General features: G+C 74.1%; 26 protein-coding genes. 19 read left to right on the plus strand and 7 right to left on the minus strand.

Annotated features, from left to right (window positions below; genetic code table 11):
- Window positions 1-202 precede the first annotated feature (202 nt).
- From WCD74_RS09675 to WCD74_RS09685, 3 genes are all read right to left on the minus strand, one after another.
- Complete coding sequence (locus WCD74_RS09675) at window positions 203-1,225, minus strand: sigma-70 family RNA polymerase sigma factor (protein ID WP_337694631.1); 1,023 nt, start codon at window positions 1,223-1,225, stop codon at window positions 203-205.
- A 155-nt stretch (window positions 1,226-1,380) separates the two neighbouring features.
- Window positions 1,381-1,815 carry a D-aminoacyl-tRNA deacylase gene (gene dtd / locus WCD74_RS09680; protein WP_337694632.1) on the minus strand — a complete coding sequence of 145 codons (435 nt, stop codon included), beginning with the start codon at window positions 1,813-1,815 and terminating at the stop codon, window positions 1,381-1,383.
- A 10-nt stretch (window positions 1,816-1,825) separates the two neighbouring features.
- A complete protein-coding gene (locus WCD74_RS09685) occupies window positions 1,826-3,352 on the minus strand; it encodes a DUF7782 domain-containing protein (protein WP_337694633.1) in 1,527 nt (508 codons plus the stop codon).
- Between the two features lie 223 nt (window positions 3,353-3,575).
- Here WCD74_RS09685 and acs point away from each other — a divergent pair, with 223 nt between their 5' ends.
- Entirely contained in the window at window positions 3,576-5,516 is a 1,941-nt protein-coding gene (gene acs / locus WCD74_RS09690; RefSeq protein ID WP_337694634.1) for an acetate--CoA ligase, read from the plus strand.
- Between the two features lie 22 nt (window positions 5,517-5,538).
- Here acs and WCD74_RS09695 read toward each other — a convergent pair whose 3' ends face one another.
- Window positions 5,539-6,408 (minus strand): lysophospholipid acyltransferase family protein, encoded by an 870-nt coding sequence (locus WCD74_RS09695; RefSeq protein ID WP_337694635.1) that lies wholly within the window; start codon window positions 6,406-6,408, stop codon window positions 5,539-5,541.
- A 114-nt stretch (window positions 6,409-6,522) separates the two neighbouring features.
- Between WCD74_RS09695 and WCD74_RS09700 the strand changes: the two genes are divergently transcribed.
- On the plus strand, window positions 6,523-7,857 hold the full coding sequence (locus WCD74_RS09700) for a class I SAM-dependent methyltransferase (protein ID WP_337694636.1): 1,335 nt from the start codon (window positions 6,523-6,525) through the stop codon (window positions 7,855-7,857).
- On the plus strand, window positions 7,854-8,678 hold the full coding sequence (locus WCD74_RS09705; RefSeq protein WP_337694637.1) for a DUF1295 domain-containing protein: 825 nt from the start codon (window positions 7,854-7,856) through the stop codon (window positions 8,676-8,678). The genes WCD74_RS09700 and WCD74_RS09705 overlap by 4 nt, the downstream gene beginning before the upstream one ends.
- Before the next feature lie 4 nt (window positions 8,679-8,682).
- Here WCD74_RS09705 and WCD74_RS09710 read toward each other — a convergent pair whose 3' ends face one another.
- The gene (locus WCD74_RS09710; protein ID WP_337694638.1) at window positions 8,683-9,144 is read right to left on the minus strand and encodes a peroxiredoxin; all 462 of its coding nucleotides are present in this window, start codon (window positions 9,142-9,144) and stop codon (window positions 8,683-8,685) included.
- A gap of 103 nt (window positions 9,145-9,247) precedes the next feature.
- On the opposite strand from WCD74_RS09710, the gene WCD74_RS09715 reads away from it, so the two are divergent.
- From WCD74_RS09715 to WCD74_RS09770, 12 genes are all read left to right on the plus strand, one after another.
- On the plus strand, window positions 9,248-9,727 hold the full coding sequence (locus WCD74_RS09715; protein ID WP_337694639.1) for a DUF2975 domain-containing protein: 480 nt from the start codon (window positions 9,248-9,250) through the stop codon (window positions 9,725-9,727).
- Entirely contained in the window at window positions 9,727-9,954 is a 228-nt protein-coding gene (locus WCD74_RS09720) for a helix-turn-helix domain-containing protein (RefSeq protein WP_337694640.1), read from the plus strand. Before WCD74_RS09715 ends, WCD74_RS09720 begins: the two co-directional genes overlap by 1 nt.
- 26 nt (window positions 9,955-9,980) lie before the next feature.
- Window positions 9,981-10,325 carry an ArsR/SmtB family transcription factor gene (locus WCD74_RS09725; RefSeq protein WP_337694641.1) on the plus strand — a complete coding sequence of 115 codons (345 nt, stop codon included), beginning with the start codon at window positions 9,981-9,983 and terminating at the stop codon, window positions 10,323-10,325.
- Complete coding sequence (locus tag WCD74_RS09730; protein WP_337694642.1) at window positions 10,325-10,954, plus strand: SRPBCC family protein; 630 nt, start codon at window positions 10,325-10,327, stop codon at window positions 10,952-10,954. The genes WCD74_RS09725 and WCD74_RS09730 overlap by 1 nt, the downstream gene beginning before the upstream one ends.
- Window positions 10,955-11,010: 56 nt before the next feature.
- The gene (locus WCD74_RS09735; RefSeq protein WP_337694643.1) at window positions 11,011-11,712 is read left to right on the plus strand and encodes an alpha/beta fold hydrolase; all 702 of its coding nucleotides are present in this window, start codon (window positions 11,011-11,013) and stop codon (window positions 11,710-11,712) included.
- A gap of 20 nt (window positions 11,713-11,732) precedes the next feature.
- Window positions 11,733-12,977: an NAD(P)/FAD-dependent oxidoreductase gene (locus tag WCD74_RS09740; RefSeq protein ID WP_337694644.1), complete on the plus strand. Its 1,245-nt coding sequence runs from the start codon at window positions 11,733-11,735 to the stop codon at window positions 12,975-12,977.
- A complete protein-coding gene (locus WCD74_RS09745) occupies window positions 12,974-13,720 on the plus strand; it encodes a DUF1365 domain-containing protein (protein WP_337694645.1) in 747 nt (248 codons plus the stop codon). The genes WCD74_RS09740 and WCD74_RS09745 overlap by 4 nt, the downstream gene beginning before the upstream one ends.
- A gap of 488 nt (window positions 13,721-14,208) precedes the next feature.
- Window positions 14,209-14,736 carry a GNAT family N-acetyltransferase gene (locus WCD74_RS09750; protein ID WP_337694646.1) on the plus strand — a complete coding sequence of 176 codons (528 nt, stop codon included), beginning with the start codon at window positions 14,209-14,211 and terminating at the stop codon, window positions 14,734-14,736.
- A 5-nt stretch (window positions 14,737-14,741) separates the two neighbouring features.
- On the plus strand, window positions 14,742-15,326 hold the full coding sequence (locus tag WCD74_RS09755; protein ID WP_337694647.1) for an HhH-GPD-type base excision DNA repair protein: 585 nt from the start codon (window positions 14,742-14,744) through the stop codon (window positions 15,324-15,326).
- Window positions 15,323-16,096, plus strand: a complete 774-nt coding sequence (cobF, locus tag WCD74_RS09760) for a precorrin-6A synthase (deacetylating) (protein WP_337694648.1) — start codon at window positions 15,323-15,325, stop codon at window positions 16,094-16,096. The genes WCD74_RS09755 and cobF overlap by 4 nt, the downstream gene beginning before the upstream one ends.
- A gap of 73 nt (window positions 16,097-16,169) precedes the next feature.
- Window positions 16,170-16,514: a PadR family transcriptional regulator gene (locus tag WCD74_RS09765; protein ID WP_337694649.1), complete on the plus strand. Its 345-nt coding sequence runs from the start codon at window positions 16,170-16,172 to the stop codon at window positions 16,512-16,514.
- Complete coding sequence (locus tag WCD74_RS09770) at window positions 16,511-17,572, plus strand: hypothetical protein (RefSeq protein WP_337694650.1); 1,062 nt, start codon at window positions 16,511-16,513, stop codon at window positions 17,570-17,572. The genes WCD74_RS09765 and WCD74_RS09770 overlap by 4 nt, the downstream gene beginning before the upstream one ends.
- Here WCD74_RS09770 and WCD74_RS09775 read toward each other — a convergent pair.
- Window positions 17,540-18,430, minus strand: a complete 891-nt coding sequence (locus WCD74_RS09775) for a DUF6925 family protein (RefSeq protein ID WP_337694651.1) — start codon at window positions 18,428-18,430, stop codon at window positions 17,540-17,542. The genes WCD74_RS09770 and WCD74_RS09775 overlap by 33 nt on opposite strands.
- A 62-nt stretch (window positions 18,431-18,492) precedes the next feature.
- Between WCD74_RS09775 and WCD74_RS09780 the strand changes: the two genes are divergently transcribed.
- The 4 genes from WCD74_RS09780 to WCD74_RS09795 are packed head-to-tail and all read left to right on the plus strand — an operon-like array spanning window position 18,493 to window position 23,418.
- Window positions 18,493-19,995 carry an ABC transporter substrate-binding protein gene (locus WCD74_RS09780; RefSeq protein WP_337694652.1) on the plus strand — a complete coding sequence of 501 codons (1,503 nt, stop codon included), beginning with the start codon at window positions 18,493-18,495 and terminating at the stop codon, window positions 19,993-19,995.
- Window positions 19,992-20,921, plus strand: a complete 930-nt coding sequence (locus WCD74_RS09785) for an ABC transporter permease (protein ID WP_337694653.1) — start codon at window positions 19,992-19,994, stop codon at window positions 20,919-20,921. Before WCD74_RS09780 ends, WCD74_RS09785 begins: the two co-directional genes overlap by 4 nt.
- The gene (locus WCD74_RS09790) at window positions 20,918-21,667 is read left to right on the plus strand and encodes an ABC transporter permease (protein ID WP_337694654.1); all 750 of its coding nucleotides are present in this window, start codon (window positions 20,918-20,920) and stop codon (window positions 21,665-21,667) included. The genes WCD74_RS09785 and WCD74_RS09790 overlap by 4 nt, the downstream gene beginning before the upstream one ends.
- Window positions 21,664-23,418, plus strand: a complete 1,755-nt coding sequence (locus WCD74_RS09795) for a chorismate-binding protein (protein ID WP_337694655.1) — start codon at window positions 21,664-21,666, stop codon at window positions 23,416-23,418. Before WCD74_RS09790 ends, WCD74_RS09795 begins: the two co-directional genes overlap by 4 nt.
- Here WCD74_RS09795 and metE read toward each other — a convergent pair.
- Window positions 23,415-25,724 (minus strand): 5-methyltetrahydropteroyltriglutamate--homocysteine S-methyltransferase, encoded by a 2,310-nt coding sequence (metE, locus tag WCD74_RS09800; protein WP_337694656.1) that lies wholly within the window; start codon window positions 25,722-25,724, stop codon window positions 23,415-23,417. The two genes, WCD74_RS09795 and metE, sit on opposite strands and share 4 nt — an antisense overlap.
- Between the last annotated feature and the right edge of the window lie 122 nt (window positions 25,725-25,846).

Consider the following 25,846-nt stretch of genomic DNA (forward strand, 5'->3'; position numbering starts at 1 on the left):
CCGGGCCGTCCCGGCCCCTCGTGGCCGGGCAGCCGTCATCGGCTGCCGAGGTGGGTGGAGCCGGGGGCGGTACCGCCGTCCCGGCGTGTGTCAGGTCACAAGCCTGCGCTGGAGGGAGCATGCCCCTCCCCGGACGGAGGGGTCAAGCTCCCGTGCCATCGCATCGCCCGCAGCCGAACCGGCGTTCGGCGGGCGCGACCCGTCAGCTCGCGGCGTAGGCCTTGAGCCGCCGCGCGCGGTCGCCCTCGCGGAGCTTGGACATGACCTCGCGCTCGATCTGGCGGACGCGCTCACGGGAGAGTCCGAAGCGCTTGCCGATCTGGTCGAGCGTGCGCGGCTGCCCGTCGTCGAGGCCGTAGCGCAGCCGGATCACGTTCTGCTCGCGCTCGTCCAGCGTCGCGATGACGCGGCGCATGTCGTCGTGGAGCAGGCCGGAGATGACCGTCGACTCGGCGTCGGTGGCCTCGGCGTCCTCGATGAAGTCCCCGAGCGGGGCCTCCTCCTCGGACCCGACCGGCATGTCCAGGCTCACCGGGTCGCGGCTGTGGTCGAGCAGGTCGGCGACCTTCTCGACGGCCAGGCCCGACTCCTCGGCCAGCTCCTCGTTCGTGGCCTCACGCCCGAGGGTCTGGTGCAGGTCGCGCTTGATGCGGGCCAGCTTGTTCACCTGCTCGACCAGGTGGACGGGCAGGCGGATGGTGCGGGCCTGGTCGGCCATGCCGCGGGTGATGGCCTGCCGGATCCACCACGTCGCGTAGGTCGAGAACTTGAAGCCCTTCGCGTAGTCGAACTTCTCGACCGCGCGGATCAGTCCGAGGTTGCCCTCCTGGATGAGGTCGAGCAGGGGCATCCCGCGGCCGGTGTAGCGCTTGGCCAGCGAGACGACGAGCCGCAGGTTCGCCTCCAGCAGGTGCGCGCGGGCCCGGAGGCCGTCGCGCGCGACCATGCGGAGGTCCTTGGCTCGTGCCGCGTCGAGGTCCTCGGTGTCCAGCAGGTGCGTCGCGTAGACGCCCGCCTCGATGCGCTTCGCGAGCTCCACCTCGTCGGCGGCCGTCAGCAGCGCGGTCTTTCCGATACCGTTGAGGTACACACGGACGAGGTCGGCTGCGGGGCTCTGGGCATCCAGGTCGCTCTGGATCTCGGCCTCGGTCTGCAACGTGGGGTTCTCGGAGGTCTCGGCGCCGTCGGGGGTCGACTCGACCTGCGGGGCGAGTGTCGCCGTCATGGAATCCTCCCTGCGCGGCGCTGGTCTGGCGCGCCGCGTCACATGGTCGAACGCACGGTGGGGCGCGATCGTTCCCGCGCACCGGGCTCGCTCCGGGATAGCCGCTTGTGACGGTCCTGACGCGTGGTCCGTGCCATGCCGGCGCAACCGGCGGATCAGACCTCCACGAGCACCGTGAACGGCCCGTCGTTCACCGAGGCCACCGCCATGTCGGCGCCGAACACCCCCGTGGCCACCGTTGCTCCTCGCGCCCGCAGCTCGCCGACCACCGCCTCGACGAGGCGCTCGGCCTCCGGTCCGGCGGCGGCCGCCGACCACGATGGTCGTCGTCCCTTCCGCGTCTCGCCGTAGAGCGTGAACTGACTCACGACGAGCAGCCCGGCGCCGGTGTCGGCGGCCGACTGCTCGCCGTCCAGGATCCGCAGTTCGTGCAGCTTGCGCGCCATCGTCGCGGCCGGGGTGTCGGCACGGTCCGGGTCGCTCCGGTGGACCCCCAGCAGCACCAGCAGACCCGGCGCGGTCAGCTCCCCGACGACCTGCCCGTCGACCGTGACCGACGCGCTCGTCACCCGGGAGACGACCGCCCTCATCCCGCCGCCCTCATCCCGCCGCCCGCGGCACCAGCAGCCCGTGCAGGAACAGCTCCCGGACCACGGGCGCCGCCGCCGCGGTGAGCTCGTCGACGTCCCGTCCGTGGGCCACGGCGAGCAGTCCGAGGAGGTCGGAGAACGGCAGGTGGCCGCGGCACCCGGCGATCAGGGCCTCGCCGAGCTCGTCCAGGTCGTGGCGCCACTGCGGGCCGTCGAGCCGCACGAGCGTGCCGCCGATCCGCCGCCAGCCCTCGTCGTCGCCGGTGTAGCCGCGCTCGAGCGCCGTCGTCGGCGGGGCCACCAGCGGTTCGTCGAGGGGCTCGTGGTCGCGCAGCCACGCGACCCGGTCCAGCCACGCCTCGACCTCCGGCCCGAGCGGGTCGCCGATGGCCTGGCGCATGTCCTCGCACACGACGGTGCCCGCGACGCCGGGGGGCGTGCGCCGCAGGGTCACGAACCCGAAGCCGATCCCGACGACGTCGTGCTCGGCGAAGAAGTCCAGCCACTCGGCGCTGCGGGCCCGGCCGGCGGGGGAGGCGGGGTCGACGCCCGCGTCGCGCAGCCAGGTGCCGACGTGCAGCGCCGGGTCGGCCACGTCGCGCTGCACGACCCACGCGTCCAGCCCGCCCGGCTCCGCGGCGGCCGCCGCGTCGGCCAGCCAGGCCCGGGGCCGGGTCTGCCACCCGGTGCCGGGTTCGTCGGCGGCCGCGAGGTCGGCGCCGGTGATCAGCCAGGACGCGAGCAGCTGGCCGACCCCGTCCGCCGTCAGGAACCCGGGCAGGGTCGAGACGAGCAGCGCGGAGGCGCCGTCGCCGCCGAGGCCGGCGTCGCGGTAGACGTGCTCGACGGCGGGCGGTCCGGGGACGAACGGCGGGTTGCAGACGATCTGGTCGAACCGTCGCCCGGCCACCGGCTCCCACCACGGGCCCGTGAGGACCTCGACGTCCACGCCGGAGATCGCGAAGGTCGCGCGGGCGAGGGTGACCGCGCGGTCGGCGACGTCGGTGGCGGTGAGCGTCGCGGCGTGCCCGGAGCAGTGCAGGGTCTGCACGCCGCACCCGGCGCCCAGGTCGAGGACGGAACCGACCGGACGACGCACGGTCGCGCGGGCCAGCGACATCGACGCGGCACCGGCGCCGAGGACGTGCTCGGTCGCCTTGTCGGCGCCGCGGTCGAGGTCGGAGAGCACCCACCACGACCCGTGCTCGTCGCCGTGCGGGCGCAGGTCCAGCCCGGCGGCGACACCGTCGGGCGTCCGGCGGAGCAGCTCGCAGTTCACGAGCTCGTCCACCGGCACCGGGGCGAAGGCGGCCGTCGCGTCGTCGGGCGTCACGGACTCCGCGAGCAGGAACAGGCGGACCAGGCTGCGGAAGGCCCCGGCGTCCGGGAGACACCGCAGGACGGGTTCCGGCTCGCCGCGGTCGAGCGCGGCGCCGGCCTCGGCGCCGAGCGCCTCCGCGACGCCCTCGACGGTGAAGCCCGCGGCGCGGAACACCGGGGCGAGGCGCGCGGCCGCCTCCGGGAGTCGATCGATCACGGCGGCCAGTCTGGGGTCCGAATCGGTACACCGGCCGCGGGGTCGCTGTGACGGGTTGCACACCGGGCCGACGGGGAACACGCCGTCCGGACGAAGGGGACCCCGGCGCGCCGATCGTGGCAGGGTTTGCCCCACCGGGTCGGCGTCGTGACGCTGCGCACAGGGTCGCGTCCGTCCCGGGTCAGTGAGTCACGTGGAGTCACGAGGAACCGGAGGCGAGCGGATGTCGGAGCAGGGCTCGAGCCAGGGAAACACGTACCCGCCGGACCCGGAGCTGTCGAAGACCGCCAACGTCCGGCCCGAGATGAAGGAGCAGGGGCTCGAGGAGTTCTGGGACTCCCAGGCCAAGGAGAGGATCACCTGGTTCTCGGACTACGACACGGTCCTCGAGTGGGACCTCCCCTACGCGAAGTGGTTCGTCGGCGGGAAGCTCAACGCCTGCTACAACGCGGTCGACCGGCACGTCGAGAACGGCCAGGGGGACAAGGTTGCCCTGCACGTCGTCCCCGACGACGGGCCGGACTCGGCCGACGCGCACGACATCACGTTCGCGCAGCTGCAGGAGAAGGTCGTCCGCTTCGCCAACGGGCTCAAGAAGCTCGGGGTGGGCAAGGGCGTGCCGGTCGGCATCTACATGCAGATGATCCCCGACGCCGTGGTCGCGATGCTGGCGTGCGCCCGCCTCGGCGCCCCGCACACCGTCGTCTTCGGCGGCTTCAGCGGCAAGGCGGTGGCCGAGCGCTGCAACGACCTCGAGTGCAAGGTCCTGATCACCCAGGACGAGGCCCTGCGCGGCGGCAAGACCGCCGCCCAGAAGACGAACGCCGACGAGGGTCTCGACGGGGCCGGGAGCACGACCGTCGAGAAGGTCGTCGTCGTGAAGCGCACCGGCGGCGAAATCCCGATGTCCGACCGGGACGTCTACGCCGACGAGCTGATCGACGGCGAGTCCGGCGACGCGCAGAGCTGCCCCTGCGAGCCGATGGAGTCCGAGGACCTGCTGTTCCTCCTCTACACGTCGGGGTCGACCGGGAAGCCCAAGGGCGTCGTGCACACCACCGCCGGCTACCTCGTCGGCGTCGCGACCACCCACAACCTGGTCTTCGACGTCAAGGACGACTCGGTCTACTGGTGCGCCGCCGACATCGGCTGGATCACCGGGCACAGCTACATCACCTACGGGCCGCTGGTGAACGGCTGCACGTCCGTGCTCTACGAGGGCGTGCCCGGCTACCCGGACAAGGAGGTGTGGTGGAAGATCGTCGAGAAGTACGGCGTGACGATCCTCTACACCTCGCCCACCGCGATCCGCTCGCACATGAAGTGGGGCGAGCAGCACGCCCGGGCGCACGACCTCTCCTCGATCAAGATCCTCGGCAGCGTCGGTGAGCCGATCAACCCCGAGGTCTGGGAGTGGTACCGGACCCACGTCGGCGGCGACAAGGCGCCGATCATGGACACCTGGTGGCAGACCGAGACCGGGCACATCCTCATTACCCCGCTGCCCGGGATCACCACGATGAAGCCCGGCTCCGCCCAGCAGCCCTTCCCGGGCGTGCGCCCGCAGATCCGCGACGACGAGGGCAACGAGCTGGGGACCGAGCAGACCGGCAACCTCGTGCTCACCGCGCCGTGGCCGGGCATGATGCGCGGGCTCTACAAGGACGACGAGCGCTTCCGCGAGACGTACTGGTCGAAGTACTCCGACGCCTACTTCGCGGGCGACGGCGCCAAGTACGACGCCGACGGCGACATCCAGCTGATGGGCCGCCTGGACGACGTCGTCAACGTGTCGGGCCACCGGCTCTCGACCTTCGAGGTGGAGAGCGCCCTGGTCGAGCACGACGACGTGGCCGAGGCCGCCGTCGCGGCCCGCAAGGACCCCGACACCGGGCAGGCCATCGTCGCCTTCGTGTCGCTGCGGGGCGACAAGCAGGGCACCGAGGAGCTGGAGCAGGCCCTGCGCGAGCAGGTGGCCCAGTCGATCGGGAAGCTGGCGCGCCCGGCCACCGTGATCTTCGCCCCGGACCTGCCGAAGACGCGGTCGGGCAAGATCATGCGCCGCCTGCTCAAGAACCTCGCCGAGGGCGAGGAGCTGGGGGACACCTCCACCCTGGTCGACCCGTCCGTGGTGGAGGACATGAAGAAGCAGATCAGCGGTTAGGTGCCAGGGGCGGCGCCGGCGGTCAGGAGACCGCCGGCGGCGCCTCGCCGCGCAGCGTCGCGAGCTCCTCGGTCACCCGGCCCATGATCCGGTCGGTGGCCTCCTGCAGGGCCGTGCGCTGCCCCTGGCGCCCGACGAGGTCGGAGAGGTCCACCGGCTCGCCCGCGAGCACGCGCAGCGTCGCCCGGGGGAACAGCCGGAGCTTCACCCCGGTCGGGGGCATCAGGTGGTGCGCGCCCCACTGGCCGACCGGGATCACCGGGGCACCGGTGGCCAGCGCCATCCGCGCGATCCCGCTGTGCGCCTTCTGCGGCCAGCCGTCGGACTCGTGCGGGAACCCTCCCTCGGGGTAGACGACGACGCACTCGCCGCGCTGCACCGCCGCCACCGCCGCGCGGTAGGCCTCGATCCCGGACGCCTTGCGGTCGACCGGGATGTGCCGCCCGCCCCGCAGCGGCGATCCGACGACCTTCATCCCCCACAGCTCCTTCATCGCGAGGAACCGCGGCACGCGCCCCTGCGCCATGCAGTAGGAGACGAGCACGATCGGGTCCACGTGCGCGAGGTGGTTGACCGCGAGCAGCACGCCGCCCCGCTCGGGGACGTGTCGGCCGCCGCGGAAGTCCCACCGCGCGACGGCCATGAGCACCGGCCAGAGCAGGTCGATGGCGAAGCCGTAGCCGAACCCGCGGTCGCGCCGGGCGTAGAGCAGCCAGATCGCGAGCTTGCGCCACAGCCGCATCGGGCGGCCCGGCGGGCGGCGGTCGTGTCCCTGCGCGACGCGCCGCACTCGCGGGTGCGCCCGGGGCGGCGGGTACTCGTCCTTCCCGACGACGGGTGCGGGAGCGGGTCGCGGGTCGGGGAGGGGAGGCTGCGGCGCCTGGGAGGACATGCCCCGGATCATGGCCCCTCGTTCGCCGGACCCGCATGAGTAGTTCTGCCGAACCGCCGGGCCCGCCGCCGCGATGGTCACCCTCGGACGGGTCGGTGAGGAGCAGGAGGCCGGATGAGCGGGGCAGCGGGACGCGTGGCGCAGGTGGCAGGCCGCTTCGTGGACGGGCGGTTGCCGGTGCGCATCCGGGCCTGGGACGGCAGCGAGGCCGGTGCCACCCGGGAGTCGGGGGCGCCCGTCGTCGTCCTGAACCGTCGCCGGGCCCTGCGGCGCCTGCTGTGGCAGCCCGGCGAGATGGGGCTCGCGCACGCGTACGTGTCCGGCGACCTCGACGTCGAGGGCGACCTCGGCGAGGGCCTCACCGCGATGTGGGGCCTGGTGCGGGACGGCGTCGTGACGCCGCGGAAGCCCCGGCTCCCCGAGCTCCCCGGCGTGCTCGCGCACGCCGCCCGGCTCGGCCTGCTGGGGCCGAAGCCGGCGCCGCCGCCCGAGGCGATCCGGCTGCCGCGCTTCGCGAGGTTGCACTCGAAGCTGCGCGACCGGGCGGTGATCCACCATCACTACGACCTCGGCAACGACTTCTACGAGTTCCTCCTCGACGCGACCATGGCCTACTCGTCGGGCTACTGGACCGACCTCGGCGCCGGACCGACGGCGGAGAACCTGCGCGCCGCCCAGGACGCCAAGCTCGACATGATCTGCCGCAAGCTCGGACTCGGCCCCGGCTCCACGCTGCTCGACGTGGGCTGCGGGTGGGGCTCGCTGCCGATCCACGCCGCCAAGCACTACGGCGCGCACGTCCGCGGCGTGACCATCGCGACCGAGCAGCGCGACCACGTCAACCAGCGGATCCGGGCCGAGGTCCTGGCCGACAGGGTGCAGGTCGACCTCGTCGACTACCGCGACGTCCCCGCACGCATCGAGGGCTACGGCGAGTTCGACGCCGTGTCCAGCATCGAGATGGGCGAGCACGTCGGCGACGGGAACTACCCGACGTTCGCCTCCATCCTGTTCGGGGCCGTGCGTCCCGGCGGTCGGGCGCTCGTGCAGCAGATGTCCCGGCGCCCCGGCGACCACCCGGGCGGCGGGCCGTTCATCGAGACCTACGTGACCCCGGACATGGTCATGCGGCCGGTCGGGGACACGCTCACCCTGCTCCAGCGGGCCGGGCTCGAGGTCCGCGACGTCCACGTGATGCGCGAGCACTACGTCCCGACCTGCCGGGCCTGGATCGCGACCCTGGAGGCGCACTGGGACCGCGCGGTGGCCCTGGCCGGGGAGCGGGGCGCCCGCATGTGGCGGCTCTACCTCGTGGGTGCCGCCCTCGCGTTCGAGGAGAACCGGATGGGCGTCGACCAGATCCTCCTCGCGCGACCCACGACGACGGGACGCTCCGGCATGCCGTCGACGCGGGCGTCCTTCGAGCCGGCGGGTATCCCGGCCTCATGAGCTTCGACTGGGCGGCCGCCGGCATCGTGCTGGCGGTCGCCGTCGGCGTCGTCGTGGTCACCTTCGTCGTGACGCTGCTGGTGGCGCGGGCGGTGGGGAAGCACTCGGTCGTCGACGTGACGTGGGGCCTGGGCTTCGTGCTGGTCGCAGTGGCGGCGTACGTGACGACGGGGCTGCTCGGGGTCGGGAACCCCGTCGTGCGCCTCGTCGCGCTGCTGCTCCCGGCGGTCTGGGGGCTGCGGCTCGCCGGCTACATCGCGTGGCGCAACCACGGGAAGGGCGAGGACCCGCGGTACACCGCGATGCTCGGCGAGGACCGGCCGGGCGGGGCGATCTCGTGGACCGTCGTGCGCAAGGTCTACCTGACCCAGGCCGCCGTCATGATCGTGGTGGCGCTGCCCGTCCTCGCGGCGACGGTGCGGGCCTCGACGGTGACCGTGCTCGTCGTGGTCGGCGTCGTGGTGTGGCTGGTCGGGGTCGTCTTCGAGTCCGTGGGCGACGCCCAGCTCGCGCGCTTCAAGGCGCGGTCGGAGAACCGTGGGAAGGTCCTCGACTCCGGTCTCTGGCGGTACACGCGGCACCCGAACTACTTCGGGGACTTCTGCGTCTGGTGGGGGATCTTCGCGGTCGCGGCGGGGCACCCGGCCGCCCTGGTCACGGTCGTCGGGCCGGCCCTGATGAGCTACCTGCTGATCGGCGTCACCGGCAAGGAGCTGACCGAACGGTCGATGTCCGACCGTCCCGGGTACGCCGACTACGTCGCGCGGACCAGCGGTTTCTTCCCGCTGCCGCCCGGCAGCGCGCCGGCCCGCGCGACGTAGGTGCTCAGCTCTCGCGGCGCTTGCGCAGCGTCGCGAGCGCGGAGTCGGCGTGCTCGTCGAAGCGCATCTCGCCCGTGATCACCTCGAGCACCGTGCGGTCGGTGTCGATCACGAACGTCTTGCGCTTGATCGGCATGACCGGGAGCCACGACCGCTTCGCGTCGAACTGCTTCGCCACCTCGCCGCGCGGGTCGGAGAGCAGCGGGTAGTCGAACGAGTTGGCCTGCGAGAACGCGTGCTGCTTCTCGACGGAGTCGGCGCTGATCCCGACCCGCTGCGCGCCGAGGGCGGCGAACTCCGCGGCGAGGTCGCGGAAGTGGCAGCTCTCCTGCGTGCAGCCCCCGGAGCTCGCCAGCGGGTAGAAGAACAGCACCACGGGTCCGTGCGCCAGCAGCTCCGAGAGCGTCCGGGTGGCCCCGGTGTCGTCGGCGAGGGAGAAGTCGGGCGCGGTGTCTCCGGCCTTCATGAGGGGGTCCTTCCGGACGACGGGGGTGTCGGCCCGATCTTCGCGGCCGCCCGCCATCCGGTTCGGCTATTGAATTCGATGGATTGTGCCCGACGATCGAGCGATGTCGCTCGATCGTCGTGTGGTGCGCGTGCTGCGCGGGCTCCTCGTCGCCCTGTTCGCGCTCCTGCTGGTGCTCCAGGTGTTCTCCCTGCCCGGCCAGTTCGCCCACCTGGCGCAGGAGTCGCCGGCCGCGGCGCCGTGGCGGTGGCCGCTCACGGCGCTCGCGGTGTTCTGGGTGCTGTGCCTGCAGGTCGTGGTGGTGAGCACGTGGCGGCTGCTCGGGCTGGTCCGGGACGACCGCATCTTCCGGCCCGGCGCGCTGCCGTGGGTGGACGCGATGATCGCGGCGGTCCTCGCGGCGTGGACGGTGCTGCTCGTGGTGGGCGGCCTCGCAGTCGCGCGGGCGGACGACCCGGGCAACGCGCTGGCCCTCCTGGTGGTCCTGCTGATCGGCGCGGTGATCGGCCTGCTGCTGGTGGTCATGCGCGGCCTGCTCCGGGACGCGACGGTGCTGCGCCCCGACCTCGAGGCGGTGATCTGATGGCGATCGTCGTACGGATCGACGTCGAGCTGGCCCGCCGGAAGATGAGCGTGGGCGAGTTCGCGGAGCGAGTGGGGCTGACCCCGGCGAACGTCGCGGTGCTGAAGAACGGGCGGGCCAAGGCGGTGCGGTTCAGCACCCTGGAGGCGATGTGCCGGGTGCTGGAGTGCCAGCCCGGCGACCTGCTGGAGTTCGTCGAGGAGGACTACGACGTCAGCTTGCGCTGATATAAGGCTTGACTGATACTCGTGGGGTGCACGCCTTCGACGTCCTCGGCGACCCGGTCCGGCGCCGGGTCCTCGAGCTGCTCGCCGACGGCGAGCGCACGGCGGGCGGCGTCGGCGAGGTGGTCGCGGCGGAGTTCGGGATCTCCCAGCCCGCGGTGAGCCAGCACCTGAAGGTCCTGCGCGAGCACGGGTTCGTCCACGTCCGGCCCGAAGGGGCGCGTCGGCTCTACGCCGTGCGCTCCGAACCGTTCGCCGAGGTCGACGAGTGGCTCGCGCGGTTCCGCCGGTTCTGGACCCCGCACCTCGACGCCCTCGGCACCGAGAGCGCCCGCGGCCGGAGAGCCCGCCGCCACGAGGAGGAGACCCCCTGATGGACGCTCGACGGGAGGCCGGGGCGGCCCGGCGCGAGGTCGCGACGCGGCAGCACGAGGGCGAGGAGCTCGTCGTCGCCCGGATCGACCGCACGTACCCGACCGACGTCGAGGACCTGTGGGACGCGTGCACCGACCCGGAGCGCATCGCCCGCTGGTTCCTCCCGGTCTCCGGCGACCTCGCCCAGGGCGGGCACTACCAGCTCGAGGGCAACGCGAGCGGCACCGTCACCCGGTGCGACCGGCCCCGCGGCTTCGACGCCACGTGGGAGTTCAACGGGCAGGTCAGCTGGATCGAGGTGCGGTTCGCGCCCGACGGCGAAGGGGCGCGCCTCGAGCTGACGCACGTCGCGCCGGTGATCCCCGGCTTCTGGGAGACCTACGGGCCCAGCGCCGTCGGGATCGGCTGGGACCTCGGCATCCTCGGGCTCGCGCTGTACCTCGACGGCGCGCCGATGGCGCCCGCGGACGTCGAGACGTGGTCGACGTCCGACGAGGGCCGCGAGTTCGTCGCTGCGTGCGGGCACGCCTGGGGCACCGCGAGCGAGGCGATCGGGATCGCGCCCGACGACGCGGCGGCGCGCGCGGAGCGCACGATCGCCTTCTACACCGGGGACGAGGCGGGGTGACCCGCGCCTCAGGCCGCTGAGCGGCTCGCCGGCGGGAACGGGCCGAAGATGGGGACGTGACCCTGCCCCGCCTGGAACCCGCGACCCCGCCCGGTGACGGGAGCGCCGGTGTCGTCCTGGTGCTCCACGGCGGGCGTCCCGACGGCCGCCAGGGCGCCGGCGGATTCCTGCTCTCGCACGTGCGGATGGTGCCGTTCGGGCAGGCCGTCGCCCGGTCCGCCGCACGCCGCGGGGTGGAGACCGACCTGCTCCGCTACCGGGTGCGGGGCTGGAACGCGCCGGACCTCGACCCGGTCGTCGACGCCCGCTGGGCGCTCGACGAGGTGCGGGTGCGGCACGGCGCGGACGTGCGGGTCGTGCTGGTCGGCCACTCGATGGGCGGCCGCGCGGCGCTGCGGGTCGGGGACGACCCGAACGTCGTCGGGATCGCCGCCCTCGCGCCGTGGATCGAGCGGAACGAGCCGTGGGAGCACCTGGCCGGCGCGACCCTGCTGATCGCCCACGGCGACCGGGAACGCATGACCGACCCGCGGGCGTCGCTGTGGTTCGCCCGCCAGGTCGCGTCGATCAGCGACCGGGTGGCCCGCTTCGACGTCCACGGCGACGGCCACGCGATGCTGCGCCGCGCGGGGGAGTGGCACGGCCTGACGGCCCGGTTCGCGCTGGCCGCGCTCGGGCTCGAACCGTTCGACCCCGCCGTCGCGAACGCGATGGCGGCCGGCGCCCCCGGAGGGCTGTCGGTCCCGCTCACCGCCTGAGGAGCCCGAGGAGCCCGACCGTGCCCCGAGACCGTGTTGCCGTGATCGGGGCCGGCGTCGCCGGTCTGACCGCCGCGTACCTGCTGCAGCGCGCGCACGACGTCACGCTCTTCGAGGCCGAGGCCCGTCTCGGCGGGCACGCGCACACCCACGACCTGGACGCCGTGAGCGTGGACTCCGGCTTCATCGTGCACAACGAGGCGACCTACCCGAACCTGCTGCGCCTGTTCGGGGAGCTCGGCGTCGCCACCCAGGACTCCGAGATGTCGATGAGCGTGCGCGACGAGTCGACCGGGCTGGAGTACGCGGGGGCCCGCGGGGCGGCGGGCCTGTTCGCCCAGCGGCGGAACCTCGCGAACCCGCGCCACCTCGGGATGCTCGCGGAGGTCCTGCGCTTCCACCGGGCCGCCCGCCGCGTGCTGGACGGCCACACCGAGCTCGACGAGGAGGTCACGTTCGGCGAGTTCCTGGCGCGGCACCGGTTCTCGCGGTACTTCGTGGACACGTTCGCGGTGCCGGTCGTCTCGGCGGTGTGGTCGTCGGGGGCCGAGCTGTCGATGCAGTACCCGGCGCGGTACCTGTTCGCGTTCCTGGCGAACCACGGGCTGCTGTCGGTGGGCGGGTCGCACCAGTGGAAGACCGTCGTCGGCGGGTCGGCGCGCTACGTGGAGAGGGCCGCGAAGGGCCTCTCGGCGGTCGAGGTGTCGACCCCGGTGCGGACGATCGCCCGGCACGACGACGGCATCGAGGTCCGCGACGACGCGGACGTGGCGCACGCGTTCGACCGGGTCGTCGTCGCGACGCACGCCCCGACCGCGCTGTCGCTGCTGGCCGTGCCGACCGCCGCCGAGCGGGCCGTGCTCGGGGCGTTCGAGTACTCGGCCAACGAGACGTGGCTGCACACCGACACGTCGGTGCTCCCGCGGGCGGCGGGCGCCCGGGCGTCGTGGAACCTGCTGCGGGTGCCGGGGGAGGAGCGCGTGCTCGTCAGCTACGACATGACCCGGCTGATGCGCCTGCCCGGCGACGAGACGTACGTCGTCACGCTCAACGCGACCGATCGCGTCGACCCGTCCACGGTGATCGCGCGGATGGACTACGAGCACCCCGCCTACACGCCGGCGTCCGTCGCGGCCCAGCGGGAACTGCCGACCCTGAACGACCGGCGGTTCGCCTACGCCGGTGCCTACCACGGGTGGGGGTTCCACGAGGACGGCTGCGCCGCGGGCGTGCGGGCCGCGGCCTCGCTCGGGGTGACGTGGTGAGCTCGCTCTACGAGGTGGTGGTCGAGCACCGGCGCTCGCAGGTTCTCACCGACGCCTTCACCCACCGCATGCACCTCTGGCTCGTCGACCTCGACGACCTGCCGTCGTTCCCCGGGATCGCCTTCCGTGGCGCCGACCACCTGGGCCGGCCGGACCGGTCGATCCGCGAGAACCTCGACGCGTTCCTGACGGCGAGCGGGCGGGCCCGTCCGGCGCGGGTGCTCATGCTCGCCCACCCGCGCACGCTCGGGGCCGTGTTCAACCCGATCACGCTGTACTGGGCGTATGCGTCGTCGGGAGCGCTGACCGACGTGGTGGCCGAGGTGCACAACACCTACGGCGGGCGGCACCACTACCTGCTCGACGTCGACGCGGCCGGCCGGGCCCGCGTGGACAAGGACTTCTACGTCTCGCCGTTCTTCCCGGTCGACGGCGAGTACCGGATGCGGGTCCCGGAGCCGGGGGAGACGCTCGCGGTCACCGTGGTGCTGCGGCGGCCCGGTTCGGACGGGGAGCCCGAGACCGCCTTCGTCGCGACGATGCGGGGACGGCGCCGCCCGGCCACCCGCCGCAACGTCCTGCGGGCGATGCTGCGCCACCCGTGGGTGACGCAGCGGGTGTCGCTCGCGATCCGCCGTCGGGGGATCGCGTTGTGGTGGCGCGGGTTGCCGGTCGTCCCGCGGACGCCCGCCGACGTCGACCGGGGGCTCGGCCAGCTCGAGCATGCCACCTCTACCTCGTAGCGAATCCGGACGCCCAGGCCTCGAATACGCTACATCGGCGCTAGGTCTGCGACCCGCGTGTCTGGTGCACAGGAATCCTGTGCACCGGACACGTCTCTCGTGGACCCAGCGCCGCCGGAGGCCGCGCCGCTCCGAGGGTGGCGCCGTCGGTGCGTGGCGCACACGGCGGGGGCGGGACGACCTCGACCTCGACCGTCGTCCGGTCCCGAGTCACGACAAGATCTCATCCTGCCCCTCGGACCGATCGGTCCGTGCCCCTCTCCGCTCCACTCGATGAGATCTTGGCCGGCGCGGTGTGGACGGCCGGCGGAGATGTAGCGGATCCGGACGCCCAGCCCTCGAATCCGCTACTTCTCGCCGGGCTCCGCCCGCTCGTGTACGCGGCGCAACGCCTGTGCGGCCGGACCCGGCCCGGCCCGGCCGTGTGCGCGACGCAACGCCCGGTCCGGCGTTCCGTCGGTGGCGTGGATGAGCGCAGACTGCACGCCGTGACCAGCGCACCGCTCACGATCCGCCCCGCCGGCCCCGAGGACGCCCCCGCGCTCCTCGCCCTCATCCACGCCGCGTACCGCGGCGAGGGCGGGCGGACCGGCTGGACCACCGAGGCGGAGCTGATCGACGGGCCCCGCACCACGCTGGAGCTGTTGGCCGCCGACCTCGCGGACCCGGCCATCACGCTGTTCGTCGCCGGCGAGTACGAAGGGTGCTGCGCGGTGACCCACCGCGGGGGTGGGGACACGGCGTCGTTCGGGATGTTCGCGGTGGCGCCGTCCCAGCAGGGCAGCGGGCTGGGCAAGGTGCTGCAGGCCGCGGCCGAGGAGCACGCCCGGCAGGCCGGCGCCACGACGATGGAGCTGTGCGTCATCGACCGGCGCGCCGAGCTGATCGCCTGGTACGAGCGGCGCGGCTACGTGCGGACGGGGGAGACGCGGCCCTTCCCGTACGGCGAGCCCGGGGTCGGGCACCCCCGCGGCGACGACTTCCGGTTCGCGGTGCTGACCAAGCCCCTACAGTGAGTCCCGTGGCCCCGCAGTTGACCCTCGCGCAGGACCCGGACGCCGACCGGGTCCTCTCCGAGAACCCGCTCGCGCTGCTCATCGGCATGGTGCTCGACCAGCAGTTCCCGATGGAGCGCGCCTTCGCGGGGCCCGCCCTGCTCACCGACCGGATCGGCGAGATCACCGCCGAGAAGATCGCGGAGTACGACCACGACGAGCTGGTCGCGGCGTTCACCGGCCCGCCCGCGCTGCACCGCTACCCGCGGTCGATGGCCGAGCGGGTCCAGGCGGTGTGCCGGGCGATCGTCGAGGACTACGGCGGCGACGTCACCCGCATCTGGACCGAGGCCGCCGACGGGCGCGACGTGTTCCGCCGCCTCAAGGCGCTCCCGGGGTGGGGCGACATGAAAGCGAAGATCTTTACTGCGCTGCTCGGCAAGCAGCTCGGCCTGGACGCCGAGGGCTGGCGCGAGGCGGCGGGCGACTACGGCGACGAGGGGTCGCGCCGGTCGATCGCCGACGTCGTCGACCCGGTCACCCTGGCCGAGGTGCGCGACTTCAAGCAGGCCCAGAAGAAGGCGGCGAAGGCCGCGAAGGCGGAGGCGTGACGCGAACGGTGCGCACCGTCCACGTCGTCGGCATCGGCGCCGGCTCGCCCGGCCACCTGACCCTCGACGCCGTCGAGACGCTCGCGAAGGTCGACGTCGTCCTGCTCCTGCACAAGCGCGGCGCCGCCGACGAGCTGACCGACGCCCGGACGGAGATCGCGGAGCGCTTCGCTCCCCAGGCCCGGATCGTCCGTCGTCAGGACGCCCACCGCGAGCGCGGCACCACCGAGGAGGGCCGCTACCTGCAGACCACGCAGGAGTGGCGCGACGAGCGCCTCGCGCTCTACGAGGAGCTGATCTCGACCGAGGTTCCCGACGGCGGGTCGGTGGCCCTGCTGGCCTGGGGCGACCCGGGGATCTACGACGGCACCGTGGACACCGTCCAGCGGATCGTCGAGCGTGGCAACGTCGCGATCGACTGGACGGTGATCCCCGGGATCGGGGCTCCGGCGGCGCTCACCGCGGCGCACCGGGTCACCATGACCCGGACCGGCCGACCCGCCGTCATCACCCCCGCGCGGCAGGTGATCGCGGGGACGCCGACCGAGCGCGCCGACCTCGTCGTCATGCTCGACGGCGCCGACCAGCACGGCGTCGACGCCGTCGCCGACGACGCCACGGTCTACTGGGGCGCCTACCTCGGCACACCCGACGAGACGCTGATCAGCGGGCGGCTCGGGGACGTGCGCGAGGAGATCCGGTCCACGCGCGCAGACCTGCGGGAGCGCAAGGGCTGGATCATGGACACCTACCTGGTGCGGCCGGACTGACGGCCGGTCCCCGCATTCGCTCTTGCCGCATAACTCGTCGAGCGATATATATCGTCATATGCCGCGACGATCGATGTCGGAACAGACGTTCCTCGTCCTGACCGCCCTGGCGGCCGAGCCGCTGCACGGTTACGGGATCGTGCAGGCCGCGAGCGTCCTGTCGGATGGGGAGGTCCGGCTGCGGGTGGGCACGCTGTACGGCGCCCTGGACCGGCTCTGTGCCGACGGGCTCGTCGAGCCGGACCGTGAGGAGATCCACCAGGGACGGGTCCGCCGCTACTACCGGATCACCGACGACGGGATGGCCGGGCTGATCGCGGAGGCGCGCCGTCGGGCCCACGTCGCCGGGATCGCGCTGGAGCGGGGAGCCGCCGCGGGCGCGGCCCCGGCGTCTCCGGCGACGGAGGCGAGCGCATGAGCACCACGGGGCCCACCGACGCGGAGCGTCGCTACCGCCGGCTCCTGACGCTCCTGCCGTCCTGGTACCGGGAGCGCTACGCGGACGAGATGGTCGAGGTCTACCTCGCTGCTCGCCCGGACGGGGCTCCGCGTCCGAGTGCGGGGGAGATCGCGGCGACACTGCGGCTGGCGGTGACCACCCGGACGCGACGGGTCGGCCTGCCGTCGAGCGCCACGCTCGTGCTTCTGGCCGTCGTGGGGAGTGCCGCGCTGGCCACGACCGCCGTCGCCCGCACCGCGTTCGGGGTGTCCTCGGCGATGTCCGGGGACGACTCCTGGACGATGGGAGCTGATGGACGGCTCGTCGCCATCGGCCCCTCGATCGGGCTCGGGGAGGTCGTCGACGCCGGTGGGCTGATGTGGACCGTCGTCCTGGGTGCCGTGCTCGTCGGGCTGCCGCGCATCGCGACCGTCATCGCGGTGCTCGTCAGCGTCCTCGACGTCGGGCGCGCGTTCTCGCCCTTCCTCGCGCCCGACGCCTCGATCGTCGAGCCGGCCCTGGCCCGGACCGATGCCCGGTCGGCGCTGCTCCCCGTGGTCGTCGTCCTGGCACTCGTCCTCGCGTCGCCGGCTCGCGGCGACCGTCCGCGAGCGCTCATGCGTTCGTCTGCCGCGCTCGCCACCGTCGCCGCCATCGCGGTCGGCGGGGCAGGGGTGCGCGTCGGGACCTGGTCGGGGGACGGGACCCTCTGGCCGGTGGCGAGCGCCGCCGTCGCGGCCGCAGCCGTCGTCGTCCTCCTCGTGAGCCGCCGCCTGGACCCGGCGTGGCCCGCCACGGTCCTGGTCCTCGCGGGCCTCGTCGTGCTCGCCGGTCCGCTGCCGGCCGGGAGCCGCTTCATCGGCATCGGTGTCGAGCGGACCGTCACCGACGGCCCGTTCGATCCGGTGCTCGTCCCGGGCCTCGTCGTCGGCCTGGTGGCCGTCGTGCTCGCCGCAGTGGCATGGCTCGCCGCGGTGGACCGCCGACCGGATCATCCGGCGCGGTCAGGCTCCCGGCCGGATCTCGTGGGCGGCTGACGCCCGCATCCGCTCGCCGACCCGGTGCCCCCGTCGCTCCGCGGCGTTCGCGACGGCGGGTGCGGGCCCGCCGGCGCGGGCGGCGGAGAGCTCGTCCGGGTCGCCGAATGCCTCGAGCACGGCCTCGAAGGCCGCGTCCGCGTCGGCGTCGTAGGGATGGGGTCGCCCGAGCGCGTCGCGGCGGGGGTGGTTCGGGAAGACCGACGCGACCGGCACCTCGCCGTCGGGGATCGGGTCGGTCGCGGCGTGCGTGCGGCGGTGGGCGAGCAGGGCCGGCAGCAGGTGGGTGTGCGGGCCCAGCGGACTGTCGCCGTCGGGCGGCGGGATCGGGGTGCACACCTCGATGCGGGCGACCGCCGTCCGGAAGACCCGGGTGGCCCCGCTCCCGACGATGGCGCCGACGAGCTCGCCGTCGAGCGCCGACGCCTCCTCGCACCGGTCGACCAGCGCGCGGTCGGAGGTGCGGATGCAGGCCTCGAGGTGGGCGACGCCGAGGCCGAGGTCGATCAGCGTGCCGGGGGCGACCAGGGGATCGGGGTCGTCGCCGAGCACCGTGACCGCCGCGCGGGACGGGCCCGCCGCCCGGTCGGTCGGCAGGCAGAGCGCGACGGCGTGGGTCCAGTCGTCGGTGCCGGTCGGGCGGCGCCAGGCCCGCGGCGTCAGCGCGCCGTGCTGCAGGTCGAGGCGCAGCGCTCCGTCGTCGCAGACCGCGGTGTGCCGTCCGGGCCGGTGCTCCACGGTGACCGTGGCGCCCGGCGGGCGCAGGAACTCCGCGATCGCCCCGAACGTCCCGACGGCGAACCCGGCGAGGGGATCGTCGACCCAGCCGGTGACGAACTCGTCGAGGAGATTCAGCACGGAACAGGTGTACCCCGGCCCGCTCACCAATACTTCACCAGGTGATGAGATGATCTTTGCTCGTGAGAGTCCTGGCACCGATCGTCGTCGTCCTCGCCCTGGTGTTGTCCGCCTGCGGAGGGTCGGCCCCCTCCTCGGACGGCAGCGTCGCCGTCGCCCTGCAGTTCCCGCCCCGCGCGGGCTACGCGTTCGACGCCGACGACGGCGCGCTGCTGACGAAGCTCGGCGTGGCCGAGCCGCTCGTGGCCCTCGACCGGCAGGGCAACCCGGTGCCGGGTCTCGCCACCGCGTGGGTGCAGGAGGGTGCCTCCTGGCGATTCACGCTCCGCGAGGGCGTGACCTTCCACGACGGGGCGCCGCTCGACGCGAACGCCGTGGTCACCGCGCTGTCCTACGTCCTCGGTCGCCCGGCGCCGCCGCGGGCGATCACCGACATCGGGCTGCAGGTCGCCGCGGAGGGCCCGACCACGGTGCGCGCGACGACCACCACGCCCGACCCGGTGCTGCCGCTGCGGTTGAGCTCCGGCACCACCTCGATCCTCTCCCCGGCCGCCTACGCCACGGGGCAGCAGCCCTCCCCGGTCGACACCGCGACCGGCCCGCTGCGCATGACGGAGATCCGCGGCACCGAGGGCGCCACGCTGGAGCGGAACGACGGCTACTGGGGTGAGCGGGCGGCATCGGCGCGGGTCGACGTCCGCTACGTGACCGACCCGCAGACCCGCGAGCTGGCGCTGCGCTCCGGCGACGTCGGGTTCACCGAGGGGCTCCCGGAGACCTCCCGGGCGGGGCTGGCGGCGGACCCGGCGGTGACGCTGCACGAGTTCCCCTCCGCCCGCACGATCCTGCTGCAGCTCAACCAGTCGGCGCCGCCGTTCGCGGACCTCCGGGTGCGGCAGGCCCTGACCGCCGCCCTCGACCGGAACGTGCTGGCCAACCAGGTGCTCGGCGGCTCCGCGCTGCCCGCCGCGGACCTGTTCGGCCCGGCCGTGCCCTACGGCGCCACGCAGGCTCCGCCCGCGGCCGACGTCGCCGGGGCGCAGGCCCTGCTCGCCCAGGCCGGGTTCGGCCCGGCCAACCCGCTGCGGGTGCGGCTGTGGACGTTCCCGAACCGCCCGGAGCTCCCGGTCCTCGCCCAGGCCATCGCGTCCCAGCTGCAGGCCGCGGGTGTCGTCACCGAGATCACGGTCGGGCAGTACGACGCCCAGGAGCCCGAGGTCCTGGCCGGGCGCTACGACATGTTCCTGAACTCCCGCAGCTACCTGTCCGACTACCCGGACGCGGCCAGCACGCTGTCCTCGGACTACACCTGCGGCGGGTCGTACGCGATCGACCAGTACTGCTCGCCGGCGTTCGACGCGCTGGTCGCCCAGCTAGGCACCGTCACCGACCCGGCCGCTCGGGCTGAGCTCTACCGGCAGGCCGCCGGGCAGCTGACGGCCGACGCGGTCGGCGTGCCGATCGTGCACCCGCGCAACACCGCGGCCGAGCAGGGCGTCACCGGCTTCGTGCCGGACCCGCTCGACCTGCGCCCGGTGCTGCCGGTCCTCGCGCCGGCCGGGTGACCGGACTCGTCCTGCGGCGACTGGCGCTGATCCCGCTGGTCCTGCTGGTCGCGTCCGCGGTCGTCTTCTGCCTGCCGCGGCTGCTGGGCGGGAACGTCACCCGCTCGGTGATCCGCGCGCGGAGCCTGGCCTCGGCGCCCGACCCGGCCGCCGAGGCCCGGCTCGCCGCGGAGCTCGGGCTCGACCGTCCGCTGCGCGACCAGTACCTGGCGTGGCTCTCCGGCGCGGTGCGCGGCGACCTCGGGCGCTCGTTCACGACGAGGGCCGCGGTCGGCCCGGAGGTCGTCGAGGCCGCGGGGGTCTCGGCGACGCTCGCCGTCCTGGGGCTGGCCGTCGCGCTCGCCGTGGCCGTACCGACGGGTGTGCTGGCCGCGGACCGGCCCGGCGGGGTCGGCGACCGGGCCGTCGACCGCGTCGGGGCGATGGCCTTGGCGGTCCCGGAGTTCGTCGTCGGGCCGGTGCTCGTGCTGCTCGTCGCCGTGTGGGCCGGGTGGCTGCCGGCGATCGGGTGGGGGAGCCCGGCGCAGGCGGTGCTGCCGGTGGTCACGCTCGCGTTCTTCCCCGCGGCGCTCGCGGCCCGGCTCGTGCGGGCCGAGACGCGGGTGGCGCTGGCGCACCCCTCGACCACCACCGCCGTCGCGAAGGGCCTGTCCCGACGACGGGTCCTGGCGGTGCACGTCCTGCCGCGCTCGCTGACCGCGGTGCTCGCCGAGGCGGGCCCGTTCCTCGCGGGGACGCTGGGCGGGGCCGTGGTGGTCGAGGTGGTGTTCGGCATCCCGGGGCTGGGCTCGCTGCTCGCCGACGCCATCGGGTCGCGGGACCTGCCGACGGTCCAGGCGGGGCTCGTCGTCGTGATCGCGGTGGCGCTGGTGCTCACGCTCGCCACCGAGGTCGCGGGCCGGGCGCTGAATCCGAGGCTGCGATGAGGTGGCTCATCGCGGCGGCACTCCTGGTGATCGCCGTGATCGAGTGGCCGGTCGAGGCGACCGACTTCGCGAACCGCCTCGACCCGCCGTCGGGAACCCATCTGCTGGGCACCGACCAGCTCGGGCGCGACGTGCTCGCGCGGGTGCTGGGAGGGGTGCGGTGGACGGTCGGGCTCGGGGCGGGGGCCGTCGCTGTCAGCGTCGTGGTCGGGGTGGTCGTAGGCCTCGCGACGGGGTGGCTGGACGGGACGCGGGCGCGGGTCGTGGCGACGCTGGTGCAGTCGGTGGTGGACCTGGTGGTTGCGCTGCCGGCCCTGCTGGTGGGGCTGGTGACGGCGGCCGTGCTCGGGCCGGGCCTCGTGCCGGCGGTGACCGCGATCGTGCTGATGGGCTGGGCGCCGTTCGCGCGGCTGGCGCACCGGCTGACGGTGTCCGTCCGCGGCGAGGACTGGGTGCTGGCCGCGCGGTCCCTCGGCGCCGGGCCCGTGTGGATCCTGCGCGTCCACGTGCTGCCCGCCATCGCGGGTCCCGTGCGCGAGGCGCTGACCGCGCGGTTCGTCGGCGCGATGCTGACCCTCGCCGGCCTGTCGTTCCTGGGCCTCGGGGTGCAGCCGCCGACGCCGGAGTGGGGCGCGATGCTCGCGGAGGGCCGGACCTACGCGTTCGTCGCGCCGTGGCTCGTGGCGGCGCCGGCCGCGGCCGTCGTGCTCGTCAGCGCTCTCGCCGGTCGGGGTCGCGTCCGGTGAGCGCCCGGTTCGACGACCTGCGCTCCGGGCGCGCCCTCGCCTTCGGCCCGCCGGACGAGGTACTCGTCGCGACGTGTCCGGAGGAGGTCGGCCCGGCGCTTGCGGCGCTCGACGCGGCGACCGCGGACGGGGCCTGGGCCTACGGTTTCCTCGCCTACGAGGCCGCCGGTGGGCTGGACCCGTCCCTGGTCACCCGCGCGCCCGACCCGGACGGCCCGCCGCTGGCGTGGTTCGGCATCACCCGCAGCGCGCCGCAGGAGGTGCCGGTGGTGGCGCCGGCGGGTGTCCCGGCGGGGTGTTGGACGCTGCGCGAGGACGCCGCGGGCCACGCCGGCCTCGTCGCGCGGGTGCACGACCACATCGCGGCCGGGCTGACCTACCAGATGAACCTCACCGCCCGCGTCGACGGCGAGCTCGGGCCCGACGCCGACCTCGCCGGGCTCTACGCCGATTTCGCCCACGCCCAGCGCGGGGCGCACCACGCCCTGCTCGACCTCGGCCGCCACGTCGTGGTCAGTGCGAGCCCGGAGCTGTTCGTCCGCCGCGCGGGTAACCGGCTGACCCTGCGGCCGATGAAGGGGACGGCGGCGCGAGGACGGACCACCGCCGAGGACGACGCGATCGTCGCGCGGCTGCGGGCGGACCCGAAGGAGCGGGCCGAGAACGTCATGATCGTCGACCTGCTGCGCAACGACGTCGCACGGGTGGCGGTGGACGGGACGGTGCGGGTGGGTGAGCTGCTGGCGGCCGAGCGCTACGAGACCGTGTGGCAGCTGACGAGCGAGATCACAGCGATGGCACGCCCCGGGGTGGGGGTGGCGGAGCTGATGGCCGCGCTCTTCCCGTGCGGGTCGGTCACCGGCGCTCCGAAGGTCTCGACGATGCGGCTCATCGCGGAGCTCGAGGACTCCCCGCGCGGGGTCTACTGCGGCGCGCTCGGGTGGGTGGCGCCGTCCGGCGACCTGCAGTTCTCGGTGCCCATCCGCACCGCCGTGGTGGACCGGAGCACGGGGCGGGCGGTGTACGGCACCGGCAGCGGGGTCACGTGGGACTCCGACGCGGCCTCCGAGTACGCGGAGCTGCAGGCCAAGGCCGGCGTGCTGACGCACCGCCGCCCGCGCGTGGGCCTGCTCGAGACGTTCGGCGTCCGGGACGGGCACGCGGTGCACCTCGAGCGGCACCTCGCGCGGATGGCCGACTCGGCGGCGTACCTGGGGATCGACGCCGACCGGGTGCGACCCGTCGTCGGGAAGGAGCTGGCCGGAATCGTCGACGCCCGGGTGCGGGTGGTGCTGCACCCCGACGGCACCGTGGAGGTGACGCTGCGGCCGCTCCCGACCGACGACGGGCCGGTCCGGCTCGCCCCGCCGCTGCTCGCCGACCCGGTCGACGCCCGGGAGCGGTGGCCGCACCACAAGACCACCGACCGCGAGCCCTACGGGCGCCGGCTCGCCCGGGCCCGGCGGACGTGGCCTGAGGCCGACGACGTGGTCCTCGTGAACACCGACGGCGAGCTGACCGAGACGACGATCGCCTCGCTCGCGGTGCGTCTCGACGGCCGCTGGTACACCCCGCCCCTCGGCGGCGGGGCCCTGCCCGGGGTGGGCCGGGCGGTGCTCGTGGAGCGGGGTGACCTCGTCGAGCGCGTGCTGTACCCGGCCGACCTCGACCGCGCCGAGGAACTCGCCGTGGTGAGTTCCCTGCGGGGCCTGCGCCCCGCCGTCGCGGTCGGGTCGGCCGCTCGGGGCTAGGAGTTCCTGGCCTCCACCGCCGCCTCGACCATCGCCCGCAGCGTGGGCTCGACCTCGGCGTAGCCGCGGGTCTTCAGCCCGCAGTCCGGGTTGATCCACAGCCGGTCGTCGGGCACGGCGCGCCGGGCCTCGGCGATCAGCGCGGCGATCTCGTCACGGGTCGGGACCCGCGGCGAGTGGATGTCGTAGACACCCGGACCGACCCCGCGGGAGTAGCCGACCTTCTCCAGGTCGGCGAGGATCTCCATCCGCGAACGCGCCGCCTCGATCGTCGTCACGTCGGCGTCCAGGCCGTCGATCGCGTCGATGACGTCGCCGAACTCCGAGTAGCACAGGTGCGTGTGGATCTGCGTCTCGTCCGCGGCACCCCCGGTGGCCAGCCGGAACGAACCGACGGCCCAGTCGAGGTAGGCGCCCCAGTCCGAGCGGCGCGGCGGAAGCAGTTCTCGGAGGGCGGCCTCGTCGACCTGGATGATCGTGATGCCGGCGTTCTCGAGGTCGGTGATCTCGTCGCGGAGGGCGAGCGCGACCTGGTCGGCGGTGACGCCGAGCGGCTGGTCGTCGCGGACGAACGACCACGCCAGGATGGTCACCGGGCCGGTCAGCATGCCCTTCATCGGCTTCGGCGTGAGCGACTGCGCGTACTGCGCCCACTCCACCGTGATCGGCTCCGGCCGCGACACGTCGCCGTGCAGGATCGGCGGCCGCACGCAGCGCGAGCCGTAGGACTGGACCCAGCCGAGCTTCGTCGTCGCGAACCCCGGCAGGGTGTCCGCGAAGTACTGGACCATGTCGTTGCGCTCGGGCTCGCCGTGCACGAGGACGTCGAGCCCGAGGTCCTCCTGCAGCCGGACGACGCGCTCGATCTCGTCCTGCATGCGCTTCGTGTAGTCGGCCCCGTCGAGCCGGCCGGCCGCGAAGTCGGCGCGGGCCTTGCGCACGTCCGGGGTCTGCGGGAACGAACCGATCGTCGTGGTCGCGAGGTCCGGCAGTCCGAGCACGGCCGCCTGGGCCTTGCGGCGCACGTCGTAGGCGCTGCGGGAGCGGTCGGCGGACTCGACGGCGGCCACCCGGGCGCGGACGGTCTCGTCGACCGCGGCGCGCTGGTTGGTGGACGCGTCCGCGACGGCCTGGCGCAGGTCGTCCGAGCCCTCCTGGGTGAGCGCACGACCCAGCAGCGCGACCTCGGCGACCTTCTCGCGGGCGAACGCGAGCCGCGCGGTCACCGTCGGCTCGAGCGCGTCCTCGACCGAGACGTCGTAGGGCACGTGCAGCAGCGAGCAGGAGCTGGAGACGGCCAGCTCGCCGACGCCGCCGAGCACGGTCGCGGCCCGGGAGAGCACCCGGGGCAGGTCGGTGCGCCACACGTTGCGGCCGTCGACCACCCCGGCCACCAGGGTCTTGTCGCGCAGGCCCGTGGTGGACGGGATGCGGTCGACGAGGTCCGGGGCGGTCACCAGGTCCAGCGCCACGCCCTCGACGTCGGTCCGCGCGATCACGTCGAGCGCCGGGCCGGGGTCGCCGTAGGAGAACACCGTGAGGATGCTCGGGCGGGGGGACACCGAGGTCAGCCGCTCGTAGGCGCGGCGCAGCGCGTCGAGCTCGGCCTCGGAGCGGTCCTGCACGAAGGCGGACTCGTCGAGCTGCACCCACTCGGCCCCGGCAGCGGCGAGCTCACCGAGCAGTTCGGCGTAGACGGCGACGACCTCGTCGAGCCGGCGCAGCGGGTCGAAGCCCTCGGGCGCGCCGTCGGCGGCCTTGGCCAGCAGCAGGTAGCTGACCGGACCGACGAGCGCAGGCCGGCCGTTGCGCACCCCGCCGTCGACGGCCTCGCGGTAGAGGTCGACCGGGGTCTTCTCGGCGAGCCGGAACTGCGTGTCCGGGCCGATCTCCGGGACGAGGTAGTGGTAGTTCGTGTCGAACCACTTCGTCATCTCCATGGGCGGAGCGGACTCCGTGCCGCGCGCCATGGCGAAGTACTCGTCGAGCGCCGAGCCGACCCGCGAGCCGTTCGGCCGGAACCGGGCCGGAACGGCGTCGAGCAGGGCCGTCACGTCGGCGACCTGGTCGTAGAACGAGAACGTGCCGGTGGGCTGGGAGTCGAGGGCGGCGAGGTCCGTGCGCGTCCCGGCACGGATCTCCGAGGCCACCGCCTGCAGGTCCTCGGCGGGCGACGTCCCGGCCCAGTACGACTCCAGGGCCTTCTTGAGCTCACGGCGGGGCCCGATGCGCGGATATCCCAGAACGGTCGAGCCGATCGGTCCGCCTCGACGGTCCAGCTCCGCTCCGCTGCGTGTCCTTGACACTCGCTCTCCTCCTCGTCGAGCTCGTGCGGCCGGCGAGGCCCGAGGGGGAGGTCGCGACGACGGCGGAGGATGGCAATCGAACGCACCGTCGGCCGCGGCCTCCCCACGAGGCCACCAGCCGC

The sequence above is a fragment of the Actinomycetospora aurantiaca genome (genome assembly GCF_037401875.1).
Classification (GTDB): Bacteria; Actinomycetota; Actinomycetes; order Mycobacteriales; family Pseudonocardiaceae; genus Actinomycetospora; species Actinomycetospora aurantiaca.